Source organism: uncultured Parasphingorhabdus sp. (assembly GCF_963677535.2).
Classification (GTDB): Bacteria; Pseudomonadota; Alphaproteobacteria; order Sphingomonadales; family Sphingomonadaceae; genus Parasphingorhabdus.
Genome location: NZ_CAXXUT010000003.1, coordinates 1715898 through 1736985 on the forward strand (window position 1 = coordinate 1715898; position 21088 = coordinate 1736985).

General features: G+C 56.1%; 20 protein-coding genes. 15 read left to right on the top strand and 5 right to left on the bottom strand.

Annotated features, from left to right (window positions below):
* Positions 1-2: 2 nt before the first annotated feature.
* The gene (locus ACHZCJ_RS15355) at positions 3-1544 is read right to left on the bottom strand and encodes a carbon-nitrogen hydrolase family protein (RefSeq protein WP_159645274.1); all 1542 of its coding nucleotides are present in this window, start codon (positions 1542-1544) and stop codon (positions 3-5) included.
* 200 nt (positions 1545-1744) lie between these two features.
* On the opposite strand from ACHZCJ_RS15355, the gene ACHZCJ_RS15360 reads away from it, so the two are divergent.
* On the top strand, positions 1745-2932 hold the full coding sequence (locus ACHZCJ_RS15360) for a DUF3667 domain-containing protein (RefSeq protein WP_321327403.1): 1188 nt from the start codon (positions 1745-1747) through the stop codon (positions 2930-2932).
* A gap of 4 nt (positions 2933-2936) precedes the next feature.
* Positions 2937-4571 carry an alkaline phosphatase D family protein gene (locus tag ACHZCJ_RS15365; protein ID WP_321327405.1) on the top strand — a complete coding sequence of 545 codons (1635 nt, stop codon included), beginning with the start codon at positions 2937-2939 and terminating at the stop codon, positions 4569-4571.
* A 51-nt stretch (positions 4572-4622) separates the two neighbouring features.
* Here ACHZCJ_RS15365 and ACHZCJ_RS15370 read toward each other — a convergent pair whose 3' ends face one another.
* Entirely contained in the window at positions 4623-6587 is a 1965-nt protein-coding gene (locus ACHZCJ_RS15370) for a prolyl oligopeptidase family serine peptidase (protein WP_321327407.1), read from the bottom strand.
* A gap of 287 nt (positions 6588-6874) precedes the next feature.
* Between ACHZCJ_RS15370 and ACHZCJ_RS15375 the strand changes: the two genes are divergently transcribed.
* The 4 genes from ACHZCJ_RS15375 to ACHZCJ_RS15390 all read left to right on the top strand — a co-directional run bounded on the left by ACHZCJ_RS15375 (position 6875) and on the right by ACHZCJ_RS15390 (position 10418).
* Positions 6875-8086: an LL-diaminopimelate aminotransferase gene (locus tag ACHZCJ_RS15375; protein WP_159645263.1), complete on the top strand. Its 1212-nt coding sequence runs from the start codon at positions 6875-6877 to the stop codon at positions 8084-8086.
* A 43-nt stretch (positions 8087-8129) separates the two neighbouring features.
* The gene (locus ACHZCJ_RS15380) at positions 8130-8819 is read left to right on the top strand and encodes a glutathione binding-like protein (RefSeq protein ID WP_321327410.1); all 690 of its coding nucleotides are present in this window, start codon (positions 8130-8132) and stop codon (positions 8817-8819) included.
* A gap of 44 nt (positions 8820-8863) precedes the next feature.
* The gene (locus tag ACHZCJ_RS15385) at positions 8864-9487 is read left to right on the top strand and encodes a 2-hydroxychromene-2-carboxylate isomerase (protein WP_321327412.1); all 624 of its coding nucleotides are present in this window, start codon (positions 8864-8866) and stop codon (positions 9485-9487) included.
* A 106-nt stretch (positions 9488-9593) separates the two neighbouring features.
* A complete protein-coding gene (locus ACHZCJ_RS15390; RefSeq protein ID WP_321327415.1) occupies positions 9594-10418 on the top strand; it encodes a crotonase/enoyl-CoA hydratase family protein in 825 nt (274 codons plus the stop codon).
* Positions 10419-10527: 109 nt separating this feature from the next.
* Here ACHZCJ_RS15390 and ACHZCJ_RS15395 read toward each other — a convergent pair whose 3' ends face one another.
* Positions 10528-10962, bottom strand: coding sequence for an acyl-CoA thioesterase (locus ACHZCJ_RS15395; RefSeq protein ID WP_321327416.1), 435 nt, complete (start codon positions 10960-10962; stop codon positions 10528-10530).
* A 6-nt stretch (positions 10963-10968) separates the two neighbouring features.
* Positions 10969-12390 carry an MFS transporter gene (locus ACHZCJ_RS15400; protein ID WP_321327418.1) on the bottom strand — a complete coding sequence of 474 codons (1422 nt, stop codon included), beginning with the start codon at positions 12388-12390 and terminating at the stop codon, positions 10969-10971.
* A 320-nt stretch (positions 12391-12710) separates the two neighbouring features.
* Between ACHZCJ_RS15400 and ACHZCJ_RS15405 the strand changes: the two genes are divergently transcribed.
* Together ACHZCJ_RS15405 and ACHZCJ_RS15410 are read left to right on the top strand one after the other, a co-directional pair.
* A complete protein-coding gene (locus ACHZCJ_RS15405) occupies positions 12711-13247 on the top strand; it encodes a helix-turn-helix transcriptional regulator (RefSeq protein ID WP_321327420.1) in 537 nt (178 codons plus the stop codon).
* 44 nt (positions 13248-13291) lie between these two features.
* The gene (locus tag ACHZCJ_RS15410) at positions 13292-13696 is read left to right on the top strand and encodes a hypothetical protein (protein ID WP_321327421.1); all 405 of its coding nucleotides are present in this window, start codon (positions 13292-13294) and stop codon (positions 13694-13696) included.
* 94 nt (positions 13697-13790) lie between these two features.
* On the opposite strand, the gene ACHZCJ_RS15415 is transcribed toward ACHZCJ_RS15410, so the two are convergent.
* Entirely contained in the window at positions 13791-14024 is a 234-nt protein-coding gene (locus tag ACHZCJ_RS15415) for a hypothetical protein (protein WP_159645243.1), read from the bottom strand.
* A 43-nt stretch (positions 14025-14067) separates the two neighbouring features.
* Here ACHZCJ_RS15415 and ACHZCJ_RS15420 point away from each other — a divergent pair, with 43 nt between their 5' ends.
* The 7 genes from ACHZCJ_RS15420 to ACHZCJ_RS15450 all read left to right on the top strand — a co-directional run bounded on the left by ACHZCJ_RS15420 (position 14068) and on the right by ACHZCJ_RS15450 (position 21013).
* Entirely contained in the window at positions 14068-14202 is a 135-nt protein-coding gene (locus ACHZCJ_RS15420; protein ID WP_321327423.1) for a hypothetical protein, read from the top strand.
* Positions 14203-14291: 89 nt separating this feature from the next.
* A complete protein-coding gene (locus ACHZCJ_RS15425) occupies positions 14292-15719 on the top strand; it encodes a glycosyl transferase family protein (RefSeq protein WP_321327424.1) in 1428 nt (475 codons plus the stop codon).
* Positions 15720-15726: 7 nt separating this feature from the next.
* Entirely contained in the window at positions 15727-16845 is a 1119-nt protein-coding gene (locus ACHZCJ_RS15430; protein WP_394700144.1) for a hypothetical protein, read from the top strand.
* Positions 16846-16948: 103 nt separating this feature from the next.
* The gene (locus ACHZCJ_RS15435; RefSeq protein ID WP_321327427.1) at positions 16949-17863 is read left to right on the top strand and encodes a sulfite exporter TauE/SafE family protein; all 915 of its coding nucleotides are present in this window, start codon (positions 16949-16951) and stop codon (positions 17861-17863) included.
* 35 nt (positions 17864-17898) lie between these two features.
* The gene (locus ACHZCJ_RS15440) at positions 17899-18633 is read left to right on the top strand and encodes a TIGR02186 family protein (protein ID WP_394700170.1); all 735 of its coding nucleotides are present in this window, start codon (positions 17899-17901) and stop codon (positions 18631-18633) included.
* A 112-nt stretch (positions 18634-18745) separates the two neighbouring features.
* On the top strand, positions 18746-20449 hold the full coding sequence (locus ACHZCJ_RS15445) for an ATP-binding protein (RefSeq protein ID WP_394700145.1): 1704 nt from the start codon (positions 18746-18748) through the stop codon (positions 20447-20449).
* A gap of 129 nt (positions 20450-20578) precedes the next feature.
* The gene (locus tag ACHZCJ_RS15450; RefSeq protein ID WP_321327429.1) at positions 20579-21013 is read left to right on the top strand and encodes a hypothetical protein; all 435 of its coding nucleotides are present in this window, start codon (positions 20579-20581) and stop codon (positions 21011-21013) included.
* Positions 21014-21088 lie beyond the last annotated feature (75 nt).

Below are 21088 nucleotides of genomic sequence, written 5' to 3' on the forward strand. Positions count from 1 at the left end.
ATCTATCCCTTCCACAATACCCGGTACAGATCGAAACGCCGGTCCTTGAGATTTTGCACTGCTCCTGATTGGCGGCTGGTCAGGAGGCTCGACATCGACAGGTCGGCAATCGCAATTGTCTCCGTGTTGGGAGCGGTGTCGGCTGCCACGCCGTCCCGAGCAAACGGGAAATCCGAAGGGGTCAGGATCGCGCTTTCGGCATAATGAATGTCCATATTCTCGACATTGGGCAGATTGCCGACGACCCCGGACATCACGACGTAGCACTGGTTTTCAACCGCGCGCGCCTGACAGCAGTAACGCACCCGCAAATAGCCGCGCCGTTCGTCGGTGCAGAAGGGCACGAACAAAATCATCGCGCCCTGGTCGACCAGATGGCGTGCCAGTTCCGGAAATTCGCTGTCATAGCAGATCATCACGCCGATCGGGCCGCAGTCGGTCGGAATCGCTTCCGCGCCATAGCCGCCCTTGATATTCCACCAGCGCACTTCGCTGGGCGTCGGATGGAGCTTGTCCTGCGTGTAGACCGCGCCGTTGCGCAGAAACACGTAAGAGATATTGCGGATATCGCCATTTTCCATGCGGGTGGGGTGCGAGCCGCCGATGATGTTGATATGATAGGAAACCGCCAGCTTCTCCATCACTTCCTTGAACCGGTCGGTATATTCGGCGATTTTTTCGATCGCCTGGGCCGGTTCCAGTTTCTCTCCTTCGAGGGACAGCAATTGCAGCGTGAACAGTTCGGGGAACGTGACAAAGTCTGCGCCATAATCAGCGGCGACATCGACAAAATATTCAACCTGTTCCTCGAAGTCGGTTTGCGAAATAATTTTGCGCATCTGGAATTGTACCGTTGCCACGCGCACCGACTGGGGTAGCCGGTCATGCGGTGTCTGGGTCAGCAGCTTGGCTTCGGCAGCCAGCGGGTTTTCCCAGAACATATGCACTGCATTGCCGCCGGATGCCTTGTCGCTCGGCATATAGTCCTTCAGAATCCCCAGCGGGACAAAGCCCTGATTGAGCTGGAAATTGATCACCGGATCGCGGAACTGCTTGTCGACCACTGCGGCCAGATAATCGGCCGGATCGGGATATTTGCGCTTGCGCCGTGCATAGCCGGGCAGGCGCCCGCCGAAGATGATGCCCTTCAGCCCGAGATGCTGGCAGAGTTCCCGGCGCACCTTGTAGAAGCGCAGGCCGATGCGCAGCCGCCGGTAATCCGGATCGACGCTGACTTCCATACCATAGAGAATCTCGCCGTTCGGGTCGTGCCGCGCGGCAAAGCCGCCGCCGGTAATTTCCGCCCAGCTATGCGCTGCACGCGCTGTCTTTTCGGAAATCTGGAATGTCGCGCAATGGCCTACAATTTTGCCTTCATATTCGGCAACCAGCTGGCCATCGGCGAAATTGTTGATCTGGCCCCGCACTTCCTCGGCCGAATAGCCTTCGCCCTTGCCATAGACCTTGCGCGACAAGGCGGATATCTTGCGGGCATCTTCCAGTTCCGCCTTGCGGATGATGAGCTTCGGTTTTTCTGCAGTCATCTGCGCCCATTAGCGGTCTTTTGTATCGCGGGAAACAATTGTTGTGCAACCGGTGTGCATTTCCCGGTCTATCTATCGGCTGCAGAAAAGCTTTGCGGCGCGGCCGCGAATCTCGATTGCGTTACTGTTCATCTTTCTGGCCGCTCCCGATCCCAAAAAGCCGCTTGCCTTATCGATCGAATGGGCCAAAACTAATGGCTATGTCGGAAGAACTGGAAGCAATGGGAACGGCCGTGGAAGGCGGCTTGATAGCCAAAGCGGTGGATGCCGAAAACATGGGCGCATCGGACGGCGAGGGGCACATATGCCTGAATTGCTCATCGAAAGTTACGGGCCGTTATTGTACGGAATGCGGCCAGCCATTGCACATTCACCGGTCGATCGGTGCGTTCTGGCACGATATTTTGCACGGTGTATTGCATTTTGAGGGAAAATTCTGGCGCACTTTGCCCTTGTTGTTTTGGAAACCGGGCCATCTGACACGCCGCTATGTGCGCGGGGAGCGCGCCAAGTTCATTTCTCCGATGGCATTGTTCCTGTTCTCGGTATTCATGATGTTTGCGGTATTTTCATTTATAGAAAGTCCGTTTTCCGCTGATGGCAATGATAGCGAAACTGTCGGCTTCAACGGTGCGGTCACTGCAGAATCTCAAGAAATTGAGGCACGTCTGCAGGACAAGATCAAAGAACTGGAAGCGGCGTCCGAGGCAGACAAGGCCGAGGTCCGCGCACAAATCCTGGACATGAAGCAAAACCGCAATGTCCTTGCCACCATGACGATGAGCGAGCTTCCCTATCCGGAAGTCGGCCTGGGGGAGGATTTTGCGGCGATTGACGATTCAGGACAGGTGGATGAGTCTTCCCGGACTGCGAATGTCGGGGCAGAAGAACAGAATGCAAGCCGCGGGAATGGAAATAGGCTGGGAATATGGTCGGATCTGGAGAATAGCGGGTTTGGCAAAATGCTTAAAAGCGGACTGGAACGCGCCAACAAGAATCCCTCCCTGCTGTTTTATAAGCTGAAAGCCAACGGCTATAAATTTGCCTGGTTGCTGATCCCGATCTCCATCCCTTTCGTGTGGCTCGCATTGATCGGTCGTCGCGGTTACCATTTCTATGATCACGCGGTTTTCGCCACTTATTCCATCGCATTCATGTCGTTGTTATTCGTGGTCTGCGCGATACTGGCTGCAATCGGCGCTCCGGATGAAATCTGGGGGGCTTTGCTGCTGTTTTATCCGCCGTTCCATATCTACCGGCAACTCAGACATGCCTATAAGTTGTCCCGCCCCGAAGCGCTGGTCCGGCTATCGTTCCTGCTCATATTCACTGTCATCAGTCTGACGTTATTCTTCGTTATTTTGCTCGCTCTAGGCATTTTGGGATAAAGTCATGACCATGAATATCGATCGCCGCCAATTGATGGCGCTGGGAACTTTCGGCCTTGGTGCGCTCGGTGTGCCGGCGTCGGCCTCGCTAATGAGAGGGAAGGGGTTTACTCACGGCGTGGCGAGCGGCGAACCTGCGCAAGACTCGGTGCTCTTATGGACCCGTTATGTCGGCAGCGGCGATGCCAGATTGACCGCGGAAATATCGGATAATGCCGATTTTACCAGTGCCAGAATGGTTGGAGAAGTGCAGGCAACAACCGAGCGGGATTTTACGGCCAAGATCACCGTTGACGGTCTCAGCCCTGACCGGTGGTATTTCTTTCGCTTTGTCGGGCCGGACGGCTCCAAATCGGTCATTGGCCGGACCCGCACCCTGCCGCAAGGACCGGTCCAGAATTTCAACATCGGCGTTGTCGGATGTTCCAACATGCCGTTCGGCTATTTCAACGCCTATGCCCATGCCGCGCAAAATAAAGAACTCGACCTGATCATTCACACCGGCGATTATCTCTACGAATATCCGATCGGCACCTATCCTTCCAAGGAGGAGGCGCTGGCGGGCCGGAAAATCGATCCCGCCCACGAGATGGTCCAGCTTGCCGATTACCGGCTGCGCTATGCCGCCTATCGCAGCGATCCCGACCTGCAGCGCATCCATCAGGTTTTGCCGATGATACCGTCATGGGATGACCATGAATTTGCCAATGACGCTTACAAGGATGGCGCGCAGAATCACGATCCGAGCGAAGGGGACTGGGAAGTGCGCAAACGCGTCGCCGAACGCGTCTACCGCGAATGGATGCCGGTTCGCGACATGGAATTCGGCAGCCCGCGCTGGCGCGAATATCAGATCGGTGATCTGGCGACGCTGTTCTTTACCGAGAGTCGGATTGGCGGGCGCGACAAGCCGGTGGACCTGGCCGAAGCGATCGAGGGGCAGAAAGATGTCGCCGCGGCGCTCAAGGCGTTTCGCGACGATGTCTGGCAGGACCCGGACCGCTCGATGCTGGGTGCGGTCCAGGAACAATGGTTCGCGAATGCCATGCGGAAATCCAGAGCCTCTGGTACGAAGTGGCAAGTCTGGTCGCAGCAATGCGTCATGGGCGAACTGGTGCTGCCGCAAGACGCCAAAAACTGGGTGCCGGAAGATGCGCCGCCGATCGCGCAGGCACGTGTCGCGGTGGGCGCACTGGCCGCCCAGATTGGACTGCCGATCAATTTCGACAGCTGGGACGGCTATCCGCAGGCCCGCGCCCGCTCGCTGGCCGCCGCGCAGCAAGCCGATGCCGACTTGATCGCCCTGTCGGGCGACAGTCACAATGCCTGGGCTTTTGAGCTGGGGACACAAGATGGCGCTGCCGGTGTGGAATTTGCCGGACATAGTGTCAGCTCGCCAGGCTTCGAAGCCTATACCAAAGGCGTGAATCCTGATCTGGTGGCCAAGGCTGTGGTTGGTACCAACGAGCAGCTGCAATGGGCCGACACCGAACATCGCGGCTATATGAGCGTGGCGCTCACCCCCGAAAAAGCGACTTCGACCTGGCATTTCCTCGATACGATCCGGAAGAAGTCCATCGCGCTGAGGGGAAGCCAAAGCCAGACGGTGCTCCGCGGGGCTCGCACGATAGCGTCATGAAGCCCGGACTGTCCGTTCTAGTAGGCGGGCCGTTCTAAAACCCCGGCCGTTCTAGTAGGCCGGATTGTGCCGGTTCAGAAAGGCCTCCAGCTTATCCAGCCAGTCCTTCTCGTTTTCGGAATCCGAAAAGCCGTGTCCTTCGCTTTCGTAAACAATATAATCTGCGTCTTTCCCGGCTTTCTCGAGTTCTGACCGGTAAAATTTGAACTGGCTGAAAGGGACGGTACTGTCTTTCTTTCCGTGGGCGAGCAGGATCGGGCGCTCCAGTTGCGCAACGAGCCGGGCAGGGGAAACCGTGTCGAGATCAAATTCCTCATCGCCCCTTATTTCCTCTTGCCATTCCCTTTTATACCGGCTTCTCAAAAAGCGACCGTCATAACTGAGCTGTTTGTCCCAGTCAGTAACCCCGGCGAAACTGGCGGCACAGCGATAGCGTTCGGGATTTCGCGTGACGCCCCATAGGGCCGCGTAACCGCCATAAGAGCCCCCGACGATGCAGACCCGGTTCGAATCAACAATGCCGCGGCCAACCAGCCAATCCATCCCGTCGTCGAGATCGTCCTGCATCGCGCGGCCGATTTCTCCCGAGCCTTTTTTGTAGAAAGCCTCCCCATAGCTGTCGGAACCCCGATAATTGGGTTGCAACACGGCATATCCGCGGTTGGCAAGAAACTGTGCTTCGGTGTTGTAATCCAGCGTGTCCCGAACGCCAAAAGGGCCACCGTGCGGGAGGATGACAAGCGGCAAATTCTCGGCGGGACGGTTTTTGGGCAGCGTGAGATAGGCCGGAATCGTGGTGCCGTCACGGGCATCATATTTCACATATTCCGTTCTGGACAGTTTCCCGGTGTCCAGCTTGTCGTTCAGGCTGGCAAACCACGCGAGTTTCTTGATCTCGGGTTCGTAGAGATAATAGCTGCCCGGATCGGTAGATGATGTCACATAGACGATCATGCGTTTCCCGTCGCGGCTTTTGGACTGGATCCACGCTTCCTGTCCCGGCAGGGCGGCATCCAGCTTCCGCTGATGTTCTGCAAGTTCGTCGTCAAACCATTTTACCCGGTCCCGGGAGTCGGTAAAATAGACCGATTCCAATGCGGTCCCGCTATCGTTGAGCTTGAACCCGGTAATGTCATTCTCGTCATGGCCAAATACCATTTCTCCGACTTCGCGAGTCAGATAGTTGAACTTGTAAAGCGCGAAGCGTCCTGTTTTCTCGTTGGACAGGATGTAACCTTCATCGGCCTCGGAAACGATATCTGTGATATCCAGCAGGGCTTCTTCCAGATCGTCCTTTTCCCTTATTTTCCCGATTTGTCTGAATTTCTCTCCCGCCGTCTTTCGATAGTAGATTTTCAAGGTGCCGCCAATCTGGCTCAGCCCCATTCTCACAACGCCACTATTGTCGGCAATCCAGGTCCAAATCTGTGATTGCCTGCGGACCACGCGCGTGGTTTCATTATTGGCGAGTTCGACACGATATACGGCGGGATAATCAAAAATGGACCGCTGCATGGAAAGCAGGATATATGTACCGGTGGGATCGACATAGAGGACATTGTCCCCGTCATATCCCTGCGTTTTCCGGCCCAGTGTAATGGAAACGCCGCTGCTCACATCCGTGACATACAGCCCCGTGTGCCTGCGCTGGCCACGCGACGTGTCGACGATGGCGGACACGCCGAACAATATCTTGTTGTTGCCCGCCCACCGATACCAGCGAAGATCCACATTTTCGGGAATGGTTATGCGTTTCTTGGCATCACCATATAATACCGCAACGGTGAGATAGGATTTGCCGCCCAGTTGCTGCCGGTATACGACGCGCTCGCCGTCAGGAGATATTTTTGGATTACCGAAATGGCCCGGTTTCGCGAAAATTTTTGTCTCGATAATATCGGCGGATTGGGGCTTATTATTCGCCTGGTCTACAGTGGCAGTATCGTCCCGAGCCTGGGCCGCTGTAGTAAAAAGGCTGAAAATTACGATTGCTCTGACCACCTTAACAATAGGCAATCCAGTTACACCCATTCTATTCATTCATCCCCCGCCCCGCAATATTCTCTGGATCTCTGGAATAATCACCGGGGGCGCAGAAATAAACCCGCAAACTGAAAGTCTTGATGGATAAACATTTCTTGGGAATCTGGGTGGGGAGGGAGGCTCCATTCCCGTGACGCGATTTTGTCTTTATCCAACGCCATGTCCGTTGCGCACAATTCCCACCGACTAGCACTCGACATTCGCGTGAAAATTACGCAAAGCGGGGGCCCTGTAATATTTAACGCAAGAAACGATCAATAATGTCCGAAGAGTTTTACCGCATCAAGCGACTGCCACCCTATGTGATTGCCGAAGTCAATAACATGCGGGCAGCGGCGCGAGCGGCCGGTGAGGATATTATCGATCTCGGCATGGGCAATCCCGACCTGCCGCCACCGCAGCATGTCATCGACAAGCTTTGCGAAGTGGCGCAAAAGCCGGACGCGCACGGCTATTCCGCATCCAAGGGAATTCCTGGTCTGCGCAAGGCACAGGCCAATTATTACGGCCGCCGTTTCGGCGTGGATCTGGATCCCGAAACGGAAGTCGTGGTGACGCTTGGCTCGAAAGAGGGACTGGCCAGTCTGGCTACCGCCATCACGGCACCGGGTGACTGTATCCTGGCACCGAATCCGAGCTATCCGATCCATACTTTCGGTTTCATCATCGCCGGTGCGACCATTCGCAGCGTACCGACCACGCCCGACGAACATTATTGGGAGTCGCTGGAACGGGCGATGGCTTTTACCGTCCCGCGTCCGACATTGCTGGTGGTCAACTATCCTTCCAATCCGACCGCGGAAGTCGTCGATCTCGCCTTCTACGAGCGGCTGGTGGCCTGGGCCAAGGAAAACAAGGTCTGGCTTCTCTCCGATCTGGCCTATTCCGAACTTTATTATGACGGCAATCCGACACCTTCAATATTACAGGTGCCGGGCGCGAAAGATGTCGCGGTGGAATTCACCTCGCTCAGCAAGACCTATTCGATGGCCGGTTGGCGAGTCGGCTTTGCGGTTGGTAACCAGACGCTGATCAGTGCGCTAAGCCGGGTAAAAAGCTATATCGACTATGGCAGTTTCACGCCGATCCAGGCGGCGGCTTGCGCGGCGCTCAATGGCCCGCAGGATCAGGTCGCGAAGAACCGCGAACTCTATCACAAGCGTCGCGACGTGCTGGTGGAAAGCTTTGGCCGGGCGGGCTGGGACGTTCCGCCCCCCGCGGCTTCGATGTTCGCATGGGCTCCGTTGCCACCGCAACTGGCCCATATGGGCAGCCTCGAATTTTCCAAGCAATTGCTGACCCAGGCCGGTGTCGCGGTCGCTCCGGGCGTCGGCTATGGCGAGGACGGCGAGGGCTTTGTCCGCATCGCCATGGTCGAGAACGAGCAACGCATCCGCCAGGCGGCACGCAATGTGAAGAAATATCTGCAGAAAATGGGTGTCAATACGCCGGGCCAGAACGAAGCGATTTGATGACGCGTGACGGAGGCTGAGATTTACAACAGGTGATATCCCCGTGATCGATCTTTATTTTGCGCCAACACCCAATGGCTGGAAGATTTCGGTCATGCTCGAGGAGGCCGGACTCGACTATAATCTCAAATGGGTGAATATCGGGGCAGGCGAGCAATTCGAACCGGATTTTCTCGCGATCAGTCCGAACAACCGGATTCCCGCGATCGTCGATCATGAACCGGTGGATGGCGGCGAACCTGTGAGTATTTTTGAAACCGGTGCGATCCTGCTTTATCTGGCGGACAAGGCGGCGCAGTTTCTGCCGCACGATCTGCGCGGACAGATTGCCGCGACGGAATGGCTGATGTGGCAAATGGGCGGGCTGGGGCCAATGATGGGGCAGCATGGTCATTTCAAGCTCTACGCGCCCGACCGGATCGAATATGCCACCGAACGCTATCGCAAGGAAGTGCTGCGCTTGTTTGGCGTGATGGACCGGCGTCTGGCGGATCATGACTTTCTGGCGGGTGAAGAGTATAGCATTGCCGACATGGCCTGCTTTCCGTGGGTGCAGACCTACAAGCGGCAGGAAATCGCGCTTGAGCATTTTCGCCATGTGAAGCGCTGGTACGAGACGCTCAAGCAGCGCGAAGGTCTGCGGCGCGGGATGGCGGTCGGCCGCGACAAAATCAATCGCAACCCACAGGATGACGCGCAGGCGCGCAGGACATTGTTCGGGTTGAAGGAATAGAGCGCGCGATGCGCGGAACAGGGTAAAGTTAAGGGAACCGGTATATGACCACAGTGGAATTCTATTTCGATCTCTCTTCCCCCTGGACGTGCCTTGCCTTCCACAACATCCAGCCGATCATCGAAGATAATGGCGCAGAAATCATCTGGAAGCCGTTTCTCGTTGGCGGCGTTTTCAATGCGGTCAATCAGGATGTCTATGCCGCGCGGGAAAACCCCGACAACCGCAAATTCGTCCACAGTTTTCGCGTGTTGAAGGACTGGGCCACGCTGGCCGGATTGCCGATGAATTTCCCGAGCGAGCATCATCCGGTCAAGTCGGTGCATGCGATGCGCCTGTGCTGCGCGCTGGAAGAGGACCAGGTCGCGCTGCACAAGTTCGCAACCGCTGCCTTCAACGCTTATTATGGTGATCAGCGCAATCTGGATGATCCGGACGTGCTGATCGCGATTGCCAATGAAGTCGGTCTCGACGGTGCCGCTCTTGCTGCGCAGATGCAGGAGCAGGCCATCAAGAACCGGCTGCGCGCCAATACCGAAGAAGCGATTGCTCGCGGAGCCTATGGCTCGCCAAGTATGTTCGTGCCATTCGGAAAGGGTGAAAGAATGTATTTTGGCAATGACCAGTTGCCGCTGGTTAACTGGGCGATTAAACAGGCGGCCGGATAGCAACGAATCTTCATTCCCCTTCGTGTCAAGCCCAGGCGAGGCACAGTGGGAATATCATATTTCTCGATGTCGCTCGCAGCGAACGGGGAAGAGCAAAGGATGAACAATGTCAGAGCGCGTCACCATCACCGTCAAGGATCATATCGCCGATGTCCGGTTCAACCGACCCGACAAGATGAACGCGCTCGACGCGGCACAGATTGAAGCCATCGTGGAAGCCGGCGAAAAGTTGACAGCGATGGAGGGTATTCGTGCCATCGTCCTGTCGGGTGAAGGCAGGGCTTTTTGCGCCGGTCTCGATATGGGCAATTTTGCTGCCTCGGCTGCTGCCGCTTCGGACGAGAAAGAAGGCGGTGAAAAATCACCCCTTTCCAGCACGCTGGCCGAGCGGACCTTTGGCAATGCCAATAAATATCAGCATATCGTGTTGCTCTGGCGCCGCCTGAAAGCTCCGGTCATCGCCGCGATCCACGGTCCATGTATCGGTGGGGGGCTGCAATTTGCCAGCGCTGCCGACATCCGTGTGGTTGCGCCGGATGCCAAAATGTCGATTATGGAAATGCGCTGGGGCCTGATCCCGGACATGGGCAGCTACACGACCTGGCGCAGCTTTGTGCGCGATGATATCCTGCGCGAGTTGACCTATACCAACCGCATCTTTACCGGCGAAGAAGGCAAGGAGCTGGGCTTCGTCACCCATCTGGCCGATGACCCGCATGCCAGGGCCATGGAAATCGCGGCCGAGATCGCCAGCAAGCATCCGCAGGCCGTGCAGATCGCAAAGGATCTGATCAACAAATTGCCGGACATGAACGAAGACGAGATTTTAATGATGGAATCGGTGGGCCAGGACAAGGTTGCCCGCACGCCGAACCAGATCGAAGCAGTGATGGCCTTCATGCAGAAACGGGAAGCGAATTTCGTCGACTGATTTGCTGACTGCCGACCAGCGCCGTTCGTCCTGAGTCTGTCTAAGCACCTTATTCTTGCGTGCCGCCAGTTTGGTTAGATCGTGGCTGGGGGGAGCTTTCCTAAAGCCGTCAGCCGGTGGTGCGCATTTTCTCCAGTTCATCGACCACCTCCTGCCGCAGCGGTCTGCCTTCGCCGTCGGTGCGGCAGACGATGACAGACTCGCAAGTGGCAATACACTGGCCATTCTGGAACATTGCCTGTGCGATGACATAGCTTGAACGGCCGATCTTGCTGACGCCCGAACTCACCTCCACGTCATCAGGATAATGGCCTTCACGAAGATAGTTGATCGCAACCGAGGCAACCATACTCCGCTCGTTTTTCGGTCGGTCCGCCCATGGCCGCAGGCTGCGGTTCAACCGCACCCGCGCATTCTCGAACATCGCCGCGAAGGCGACATTGTTGAGATGCCGGTTGGGATCAATATCCTGAAAGCGCGTTTGCATCACGACAGACACGGGATAATTTGCAGCGATCAGCTGCCAGGTTTTGGGGCGGGCCATATGGGTCTAGCTCATCTTTGCTACGAGGTCTTGCTGGAGCGTCTTGCAGACATAGATATAAAGACCGCCTGCGACGAAGAACAGGCCGACAATATAGATCATCGACCAGCGCAAACCTTCCGCGCTGGCCGTGAGGCAGGCATTGGTCTTGGCTGCGCCCAGTGCTGCAATCAGCTCTTCCGGTTTGCCTTTGCAAATCTGGCCGGTCAGCTCCGCGGCATATTGCGAGGCAGCGAGATCGGCATTCATCAGCAGGTCGCTGGCAATTCCCATGACGAGTGGACCGCAGCCGTAACCGATAAGGTTTACGATGAACAGGAACAGGGCGACGGCGGTGGCGCGCGACTGCGGGCTCGCGACGCCCTGGCAGATCGTATATTGCGCTCCGAGATAGCCATAATGAAGGACAGCGGCGAACAGCAAAGCCGTCAACGCGATGGCTACGCTATCCGTGGTCAAGCCGATCCAGTATAAGGGAACGCAAATGATCAGCATGATCCCCGGCAGCCATGCCACCACATTGGGATAGCGTCCGCTCATTTTCTCGGTCAGATAGCCGGTAATGAACGCGCCGAATGAAGCGGCCAGGCCGAGGGGGACCGCAATCTGCAGGGTCACTTCCGAAATGGACATTTCATGCGCGCGCTGAAAAAAAGCGACCTGGAAATTGCTGACGCCATAGCCGACAAAGGCGACCAGTGCGGCAGCGATCATATTGATCCAGAAGCTGCGTTTGCCGGAAACTTCCCTGATTGTCTCCGTGATACCCATTTTCTCGGGTTTGGTCGCGGTTGGCGGATCAGCATAGCCGCGTGGCGGTTCCTCGACTGTAAACAGGAAAATCAGACCGAAAATGACCCCAGGGACGCCCAGAGCGAGAAAAGCCTCGCGCCAGGAAAATAATTCGGTGATCGGACCGCCAAAAGCATTGGCCAGCACGCCCCCCAAGGTAATGCCCATTGTGTAGATCGCGATAGCCCGTGCGCGGCTGCGCGGTGGAAAATAGTCTGAAATAATCGAATTGGCGGCGGGTGTCAGGCCAGCTTCCCCGATGCCGACGCCGATACGGAAAACAAGTAACGCGATGAAACTGCCGGCAATCCCGCATAATGCGGTCATCAGTGACCAGAGGATCACGCTGGCGGCGATAATCTTGACGCGGTTCATTCGCTCGGCAAGCCGGGCGATCGGAATGCCCATTACGGTATACATCAGGGCGAAGCCGAAGCCGGACAACAGGCCAAACTGCCAGTCCTGCAACCTGAATTCTTCGATGATCGGCTGGGCGACGACACCGATCAATATGCGATCGATGAAATTCAGGGTGTAGAGGAGCATCAGCGAGATGATCACGTAGTTGCGATATCCGTCCGATCGATATGCCAGTCCCGTATTGGTCAGGGGCGCTGCAGCCTGCGTAGCGTTCATGCTCTCTCCATCTTTTTCTTTGGTAGATGGCCTGAAGCTGCAGGCAAGTCCAGCATACTTTGCGTTCCAGAGCCGTTTCACCGGCTGGGAAATGTCTCGGCGGTCCGGCTGTCGTTCAGCTTGCCAATAATATTTCAAAATTTTCGAACTATCTGGTAATGGTCGTGCAGAATACCATGGAGCTAATTGAAAAATTAGGGGGCCTCAATGGCAATAGGGCGGTTAATTCCGATCTTGTTTGAACAGGATCGACCAGGCTTTCCTTTCTGTTCGTCATCTTTCATATTTTTCTGCTGTCGATTCGACCGGCTTTCCTTGCAATGCCGGTAAGCAATATTGACCAGCTGAATGACGGACAGCGCGATTGCTTGCGGCTTGTGCTGGCGCATCTCAATTCGAAGGAAATTGCACGCGAACTTGGTGTGTCCCCGCACACGGTGGATCAGCGGTTGCGCACGGCTATCCGCATTTTGAACGTCCAGTCGCGTTTCGAAGCGGCGCGAAAATTCGCCGCCGAAGATCAGCAAAAAACGTATCAACCATTGATATATCAAACGTCGCGGGTTGAGCCTGTCCCTGAAACAAGGGAACAGGAGCCGTCATCCGGGAGAACCAGCGAAAGACTAGCCGGCAAAACGGATGATCGAGCGAATGCGGTTCGTGGCAGGGCTGCTGCGGCTTTGGGTCAGGCGGAAGTTGCACGACGGCCGCTGCCCTTTCCACGCTTTCGCGGCGAGAAAAACCGTCTTGCTGCTGTAGAGCGTTTGGGATGGATATTGGCCATTGCGATCGGGTCTGCCTTGTCTTTCGGCGGCTTGGTTGCGGGACTGGAAGCGCTTTCCCGACTGAAGGGTTAAGCAACACGCCCTTCCGGCTTCGTCATTCGCCCGTTGACGATTCCATGCGTGAGTTCGCGTGGATTCCCAGCCTAAGGAAAGGAACGAAGGTGCTTAAACAACGACGAGACGCAGCCGAGAATCTGGCGAAACGGCTATTTGCGGCGGAACAGGCCATCGACGATGCTATATGTAGAGTGTCAGATCTGGCCGGATATATGCCCGTTGCGCGGGCGAACGCCAAACTCTCGGCTGTAGTCGGGCAGAAGGCGATTGATCAGGCGGCAGCAACGCTGACTGCATTGGTTGCGGCCAGGGGATGTCTGGTTTCGACGCACAACCATCTCGCAGAAACCCGTGATCAGATTGGATTGCAGGCGATGGCGATGGGGAGTACCGGAGTAAAGCCGTCCGAAATGGCTCAGACCTTGGATGAGAATATCGTAAATATGGCTGATCATGCTGCCTAGATGGTCAAAACGATGCTGGTCCGGTTTCACGATGCAGCGCGTCCAAAGTTAGAAACGACGCAGTGATCTTTCACACCATCTGGGGCTATCTCTATTATATTTTTTTGTTCGCTTGTTGCGGATATGCAATTTTGCGGGGCGCACGTTGGGAATATTGCGGAGCGACGATTATGATATTGGGATCACTATCGACCTTGGCGGTTGCACGTTCGTTCGGAACATCGTGGGCAACATTGGAAGTAGGAATATTTGCAATTGATATCGTTGCTTTTTTTGCGTTGATTTGGCTGTCGCTTAAATCCAATCGGTTCTGGCCGATGTGGGCCACGGCTTTTCATTTGCTAGCCTTAACTACGCATATGACAACGATCGTGGCACCGCAGATAACCGCTTGGGCGCTAGGTACGGGAGCAGTCTTCTGGGCCTATCCGATGTTGCTGGCGCTGGCGATCGGGGCCAGGGAAAATCAACTGGCACCGTCGCAGCAGCAACTGGAGTCCGGCTAGCGTCTGCACGCAGCAAACCGTTTGTTCTTTGTTCATCCCAGAAAACCACTCGCAGAGGCACAGCTTTTGCGAACAGCCGGAGAATGTCCATGGCAGGCGACCAATATTTGCCGTTTCTCGACTTTCTGCAGAAGGAACTGCTGCTGTTTGCCAGCCTGTCTTTCCTGATCGGTTCCGTCGACGATCTGATGTTCGACGGTTTGTGGCTTTTTCATCGCATGAAACGGCGGCTTTTCGTCTACTCACGCTACGAACGGGTGACGGTGGAAAAGCTTGCGGACCCTTCACCCGGATGCCGGATGGCGATATTCGTGCCGGCCTGGCAGGAGGCGGCGGTGATCGGGGCAATGCTGCGGCGCTGTTTGCAGCAATGGGCCGGCAATGAATATCGAATATACGTGGGCTGCTATCCCAATGATAGCGACACGGTTGCGGCGGTGGCTGCCGCTGCCGCGGGCGATAGCAAGATCAGGCTGGTCATGTGTCAGCATGACGGCCCGACCACCAAGGCAGATTGTCTCAACCATCTCTGGGACGCCCTCTGTCGCGACGAGATCGAGGAAAACAGAAATTATGCCGCGATCATATTGCACGATGCGGAAGATATCGTGCATCCTGAAGCATTGCGGCTTTTCAGACATCTGATTGGACGCGCTGCATTGGTCCAGTTGCCGGTCATCCCCCGACGGGCAAAAGGATCGCGCTGGGTCGCCGGCCATTATGGCGATGAGTTTGCCGAATTGCACGGCAAGCAAATGGTGCTGCGGGAAGCGCTCGGCGCGTCCATACCTTCTGCTGGTGTCGGCTGTGCTTTCGCCAGAGAAAGCCTGCAGAAACTGGCGGCCAGAACCCGCGGAAAGCCCTTTGATGCGCGGAGCCTGACCGAAGATTATGAATTGGGACTTCATCTGACGGGCGGAGAATCGCGCGGCATTTTTGCCCGGTTGCGGGATCGGAACGGACAGCTGGTCGCCACGCAGGAGTTTTTTCCTGATAAACTGGAAGACGCCATACGGCAGAAAAGTCGCTGGATGGCAGGCATTTCCCTGTCCGGATGGGATCGTCTGGGCTGGAAGAATAGCTGGCGGGAAAACTGGATGCGTCTGCGTGATCGCAAGGCCAGTTTCGCGGCCATTATCGTCGCTATTGCCTATGTGGCCGTCATATTGATGGGAATATTGGCGTTCGCTGATCTGATCGGCATGTATCGCCCCCGGCCCGTTTCCGGTTTCCTGGAAATATTGCTCATTCTCAATCTGGGTTTTCTGCTGTGGCGGCTGGCGATGAAATTCTATTTTGTCTTTTCCTTATACGGTCTGCGCGAAGCCTTTTTGTCGATTCCCCGGACAGTGGTGGCCAATCTGATCAATATCATGGCCGTTTGGCGCGCGCTCAGCCAATATATCGGTCAGCTGACCGGTCAGCCCGCCCGGTGGGAAAAGACCAGCCATTTTTATCCCGATGCGAAGGATGTTCAGCAACTCCGACCGCAGGCCAGCACAGGCGGTAGAGGCTGATCCGTTGTTGACGACAACAGCAGGTGCGCCACTGCGTGCAATGGTCACTCTGGCCGCGATCTGGATAGTGGTGCGTGTGATCTCCTGGCATGGAACGGCGAATATCGTTTCAAACCCACCACAGCCAGTTTCGACAAGCGCTGCCTATCGGGCCGGAGACAGCAATCGGCTCTCCTTTTCTAACCGATCATTGGCCGTCCCGATTGAAATCCGCCGTGAACAGGCAAATACGTCCGATCATCATTCATCCAATATGACAGGAGAAGGCGCGCTAAAAGTACCGGTGGAAGATAGGAAAACCGCCCATGTGCCGGACCGTCCATCTTGGCGATGGCAGGATTCTGAAGAAGCCAGCAGTTTTCTTCTGCAGACTTTATCCAATTCGACCGGTTCGACTGCACCGGTAGGTGCCGGTGCCCGCCAGCCTTTTCCGGTTCCACCCACTCGTCACGCGCGCAACCGGTTCTCTGCCTATTTTTGGATATTTGCACGGCATGATCCCGGTCCGGATCGGGGGGTGCAGGGCAACGGGCGGCAATTGATCTCCAACGGGCAATATGGCGGTAGTCAGGCTGGCGCTATATTGTCCTATCAACTGCTGGACAGGCGGGCACCGGATATATCCCTATATGGCCGCGTTTCGACAGCGCTGGATCCCTGGAGCCAAGAGGAGGTTGCTCTGGGGGCCCGCATCCAGCCGGTTCGGACCTTTCCCGTCGCCTTGCACGCGGAGCAGCGTTTTGATGCCGCGAGGGGACGGGAATCGGGAACCGCTTTCTTTGTAACCGGTGGCACCGGTCCAGAGCCGATTGCAGAACGTTGGACGCTCGAGACCTATGCACAGGCCGGCTATGTGCTTGGTCCGAATGAGACCTATTTCTTTGACGGCGCAGCAACTGTACAGCGACCGATAGCGGGGCTAGGCTCAGCAAGAATATCCGTGGGGCCGGGCGCCTGGGCTGGCGGTCAACGCAATATCCGCCGCGTCGATGTCGGACCGCGGATCGATGTGACCGTCCCCGTCATCGGGCATTCGGCGCGGATTGCCCTTGACTGGCGAATCCGCGTTGGCGGCAATGCGCGGCCTGGAAACGGAGCAGCGCTAACCGTTTCGACAGGCTTCTGAACAAGCGTATTTCCGGTCCTGTCGGCGGATCGGATCGATTTCCTGCCCGCGAGGCAGCAACGCCCTTTATCCCGACAGCAAAAGAGATTAGTCCAACATCTATATGGACATATATCTGCCAATCGCCAATCTATCGGTAAATGCGTTCGTCATCGTCCTTCTCGGCGGACTGGTTGGTATTTTGTCCGGAATGTTCGGTGTGGGCGGCGGGTTTCTTACCACGCCGCTGCTGATTTTTTACGGAATACCGCCAACCGTGGCCGCTGCATCGGCCTCCACTCAGGTCACGGGGGCCAGCATTTCCGGTGTCGCCGCCCATATGCGCCGCAAAGGCGTCGATTTTCGTATGGGTGCGATACTGGTGGTCGGTGGCATCGTCGGTACAATCGTTGGCACCGGGCTGTTCCAGATCCTCCAGACCTGGGGCCAGATTGATACCGTAATCAATGTTCTCTATGTCCTGATGCTGTCCAGCATTGGTGGGCTGATGTTCAAGGAATCCCTGCAGAGCGTCCGCGCGCTGCGCGCCGGCAAGCCGATGCCCGCCCGTAAGCGACGCCATCATCCGCTGGTTGCCAATCTGCCTTTCCGATGGCGCTTCTACCGGTCCGGTCTGTATATATCGCCTATCGCGCCGTTCGTGCTTGGTCTGCTTACCGGCATTCTGACGATGTTATTGGGTGTCGGTGGCGGTTTCATCATGGTACCGGCGATGCTCTACCTGCTGGGTATGGGCGCGCAGGTGGTGGTGGGAACCTCGCTTTTCCAGATATTATTTGTCACTATCGCGTCGACGATGATGCACAGCATGACCACGCGGGCGGTCGATATTGTTCTGGCCTCCCTGCTGCTGCTTGGCAGCGTGACCGGTGCGCAGCTTGGCGCAAAGTTCGCGCAACGGATGCGACCGGAATATCTGCGGTTGGCGTTGGCATCCATGGTGCTGCTGGTTGCGATACGCATGGCTCTCGGCTTGGGGTTCCAGCCGGATGAAATTTATACGGTGCAATTGCTGTGAAGCGGGAGCCTCGCCTTCTTGGTCGCTTGCTGGCAATGTTCGGTATTGCCATGCTGACAATTGCCGCAACGCCGGTCCTGGTTCCCGAAGTCTCGCAGGACCGGATCAGTATCAAGGGCGATTTCAATGGTGCGCAGCTACTGCTTTTTGGTGCCATCACCTATCCCCCGGGCACCCGCAATACCGATCAGGCCGATATCGTGGTGGTGCTCAAGGGACCGGTCAAATCTATTGTCGTGCGCGAAAAGCAGCAGATCGCCGGAATCTGGGTTAACGCGGCGAGCAGCGAGTTTCGGTCGGCTCCCGGTTTCTACGCGATTGCATCCTCCAAGCCGATCGACGAAATTGTCGACGGCAAGACCGCTGATATTTACGAACTGGGACTGCACCATTTGCAGCTTTCTCCGGCCGGGGCGATTGACAGTCGTGAACTGGATCGTTTTGTTGACGGCCTGGTTGATCTGAACGCGCGGGGAAATTTGTTCAAGAATCTGCCGAATAGCGTGAAGATCACCGATAGCGTACTCTATCAGGCGCGGATCAACCTGCCGGCCAGCGTACCGGTTGGAGATTATACCGCAGAAACCTTTCTTGTTATCGATGGTCGGGTGGAGGCTGCCGAAGTAAAAGAAATCACCATTGAAAAGACCGGAATGGGCCGCTTCATCACCAATCTTGCCCAGAATTACGGCTTTCTCTATGGGTTGATCGCGGTACTTATTTCAGTTTTTCTCGGCTGGTCTGCGGGTTATCTGTTCCGCAAGATGTAATGCTTGCCGGACCGCTTATACCTTTGGCCTGTCTTTCTGTTGCCCGAGTAAATCTTCCTTAACCATGTTCGACTAGTTCGGTGTCCTGACCAGTAAAACAGGAAAATAACCGATGTCCGATATGGGTTCTCATAATTTCCCCGCCGCCACGCCTCTCGCGGAGGCCGAAATTGCAACGCTGGAGGAGGAGAACCAGGGGGCCCCTTCGCAGCGTAGTGAAGGCTATAAAATCGGCGAGGTGATCGAAATTGCCGGCTCCGGATCAAAAATCCTTATGGATACCGCAGTGCTTGCGCAACTTCAGGACCATGTGGACCCGACCATCAAAACCGCGGGGCAGGTTGGTAGCCAGGTTAAGATACGCGTTGGCCAAACCTGGTTGCTAGCCAATATCCGGACCCAGCGCCTTTTCGAAGGCCAGTCCGGACTGGTGATCGCCGAGATCGATTTTCTCGGCGAAGGTGACGAAGAAAAACTGACCGGCCAGATCTACAATTTCCGCCGCGGTGTCACCCGCTATCCGACACCAGCTTCAGAGGTCTTTGCCGTCACGACGGCCGACCTCAAACAGATATATGCCTCCGACGGTCGCGCCAACGTCGAGGTAGGTACCGTCTATCCGACCGATGATATCCGCGGTGCGCTTTATGTCGACGCCATGCTCGGCAAGCATTTTGCGCTTCTAGGATCGACCGGTACCGGTAAGTCGACAGCGGCAGCTCTGATCCTTCACAAAATATGCGATCTTGCACCCGAAGGCCATATTCTGATGATTGACCCGCACGGTGAATATTCAGCCGCCTTCAAGGGTAACGGTAAATTATTCGATGTGAACAATCTCAATCTGCCCTACTGGTTGATGAACTTCCGCGAGCATTGTGAAGTATTTGTCCAGTCCAAGGGCGATGCCAAGCAGATGGACTGTGATATTCTGGCCAAATGTCTGCTGGCGGCAAAAGCCAAGAGTCAAGGAGCAACCGGCGGCACCAAGCTGACGGTGGACTCACCGGTCCCCTATCTGCTGTCCGATCTGACAACGATCCTGCAGAATGAAATGGGCAAGCTCGACAAGGCGACAAACAGTGCGCCTTACCAGCGACTGAAATCGAAAATCGATGAAATCAAGGCCGATCCGCGCTATAGTTTCATGTTTTCCGGCATGCTCGTCGGGGACACTATGGCGGCGTTTCTTTCCAAGATTTTTAGACTGCCATCCGAAGGCAAGCCAATATCGATCATCGATGTTTCGGCGATGCCGTCCGAAATCACACCGACCGTGGTTTCCGTGCTCAGCCGGCTGGTATTCGACTATGCAATATGGGCGCGCAACGAGCCCCAACGACCAATGCTCCTCGTTTGCGAAGAAGCGCATCGCTACATTCCCAATGACGATGTTTCCGAGGAAAGCAGCGTTCGCGATATCCTCAGCCGGATTGCCAAGGAAGGCCGTAAATATGGCGTGTCTCTGGGGCTGATCACACAGCGCCCGTCGGATCTCGCCGAAGGGGTGCTCTCGCAATGCGGTACGATCCTGTCGATGCGTCTGAATAACGATCGTGACCAGGCTTTCGTGAAAGCCGCGATGCCCGAGGGCGCGCGCGGTTTTCTCGATTCCATCCCCGCCTTGCGCAATCGCGAAGTCATCTGCTGTGGCGAAGGTGTCGCGATTCCGATCCGCGTTTCGCTGGATACGCTTGCCGAGGAACGTCGCCCTGCTTCGGAAGACCCGATATTCTCCGATCTCTGGCGCGAACATGGCGGCGAGGAAGAGATTGTCCAGCGTGTGATCAAGCGCTGGAGAGCTCAGGGCCGCTAACCGGCACCGGAGCGTTTGTCCATTCTCCTCGGTTGTTGATCGATAGCGACTTTCAAATCTCCAAGCATCGATTACGTCTGTAGTCAACGGACCAGGCATTGGGCTTGGCTGACTGATATGGAGAATCCGATGGTCGAGAAACGTTATTTCCCGTTGCTTGCGGGACTGGGGCTGGTTGCGGCGTCGCTAGTGCCGACTATGGTGGTGCATGCACAAGATACGGATCATCAGCAAGAAAAGGAAGGGAGCGAAACGCTCGCTCGGGTAATCAAGGCGCAGGTCGAGGCCGGTATGGCTGAAGGCGCCGTCGGCATGGAAAAAGGCGCAGAAGAAATGCTGCGGGGAGCCGAGAAGATGGAAGCCTATGCGGATCGGCTGGAGAGCGATGCGGAGTTTCGTGAACGTGAAGTGGCCAGTCAAAATGGTCGCGGACATACGCATTTCACAGCATCGCAATTGCTGAACGGTGCACCAGAAATACGCCGGGCCGCCGAAAAAATGCGCGCGGGTGCCGAACGTATGCGGATTGCGGCAGAAAAGATGCGTCGTGGCAAATCTAGCTAGACGCTATTCCGGATACTGAACCCGGGCTTTTTCGCAATCCGGGCAAACACTGGACGATTGGTCCCTGCATGAGCA

Excerpts from the sequence above, each read along its gene's own strand:
- ACHZCJ_RS15365 (WP_321327405.1), top strand. The coding sequence starts at position 2,937 with ATGACCATGAATATCGATCGCCGCCAATTGATGGCGCTGGGAACTTTC.
- ACHZCJ_RS15385 (WP_321327412.1), top strand. The coding sequence starts at position 8,864 with ATGACCACAGTGGAATTCTATTTCGATCTCTCTTCCCCCTGGACGTGC.
- ACHZCJ_RS15405 (WP_321327420.1), top strand. The coding sequence starts at position 12,711 with ATGCCGGTAAGCAATATTGACCAGCTGAATGACGGACAGCGCGATTGC.
- ACHZCJ_RS15395 (WP_321327416.1), bottom strand. The coding sequence starts at position 10,962 with ATGGCCCGCCCCAAAACCTGGCAGCTGATCGCTGCAAATTATCCCGTG.
- ACHZCJ_RS15355 (WP_159645274.1), bottom strand. The coding sequence starts at position 1,544 with ATGACTGCAGAAAAACCGAAGCTCATCATCCGCAAGGCGGAACTGGAA.
- ACHZCJ_RS15440 (WP_394700170.1), top strand. The coding sequence starts at position 17,899 with ATGTTCGGTATTGCCATGCTGACAATTGCCGCAACGCCGGTCCTGGTT.
- ACHZCJ_RS15445 (WP_394700145.1), top strand. The coding sequence starts at position 18,746 with ATGTCCGATATGGGTTCTCATAATTTCCCCGCCGCCACGCCTCTCGCG.
- ACHZCJ_RS15410 (WP_321327421.1), top strand. The coding sequence starts at position 13,292 with ATGCGTGAGTTCGCGTGGATTCCCAGCCTAAGGAAAGGAACGAAGGTG.
- ACHZCJ_RS15450 (WP_321327429.1), top strand. The coding sequence starts at position 20,579 with ATGGTCGAGAAACGTTATTTCCCGTTGCTTGCGGGACTGGGGCTGGTT.
- ACHZCJ_RS15425 (WP_321327424.1), top strand. The coding sequence starts at position 14,292 with ATGGCAGGCGACCAATATTTGCCGTTTCTCGACTTTCTGCAGAAGGAA.
- ACHZCJ_RS15375 (WP_159645263.1), top strand. The coding sequence starts at position 6,875 with ATGTCCGAAGAGTTTTACCGCATCAAGCGACTGCCACCCTATGTGATT.
- ACHZCJ_RS15435 (WP_321327427.1), top strand. The coding sequence starts at position 16,949 with ATGGACATATATCTGCCAATCGCCAATCTATCGGTAAATGCGTTCGTC.
- ACHZCJ_RS15400 (WP_321327418.1), bottom strand. The coding sequence starts at position 12,390 with ATGAACGCTACGCAGGCTGCAGCGCCCCTGACCAATACGGGACTGGCA.
- ACHZCJ_RS15360 (WP_321327403.1), top strand. The coding sequence starts at position 1,745 with ATGTCGGAAGAACTGGAAGCAATGGGAACGGCCGTGGAAGGCGGCTTG.
- ACHZCJ_RS15390 (WP_321327415.1), top strand. The coding sequence starts at position 9,594 with ATGTCAGAGCGCGTCACCATCACCGTCAAGGATCATATCGCCGATGTC.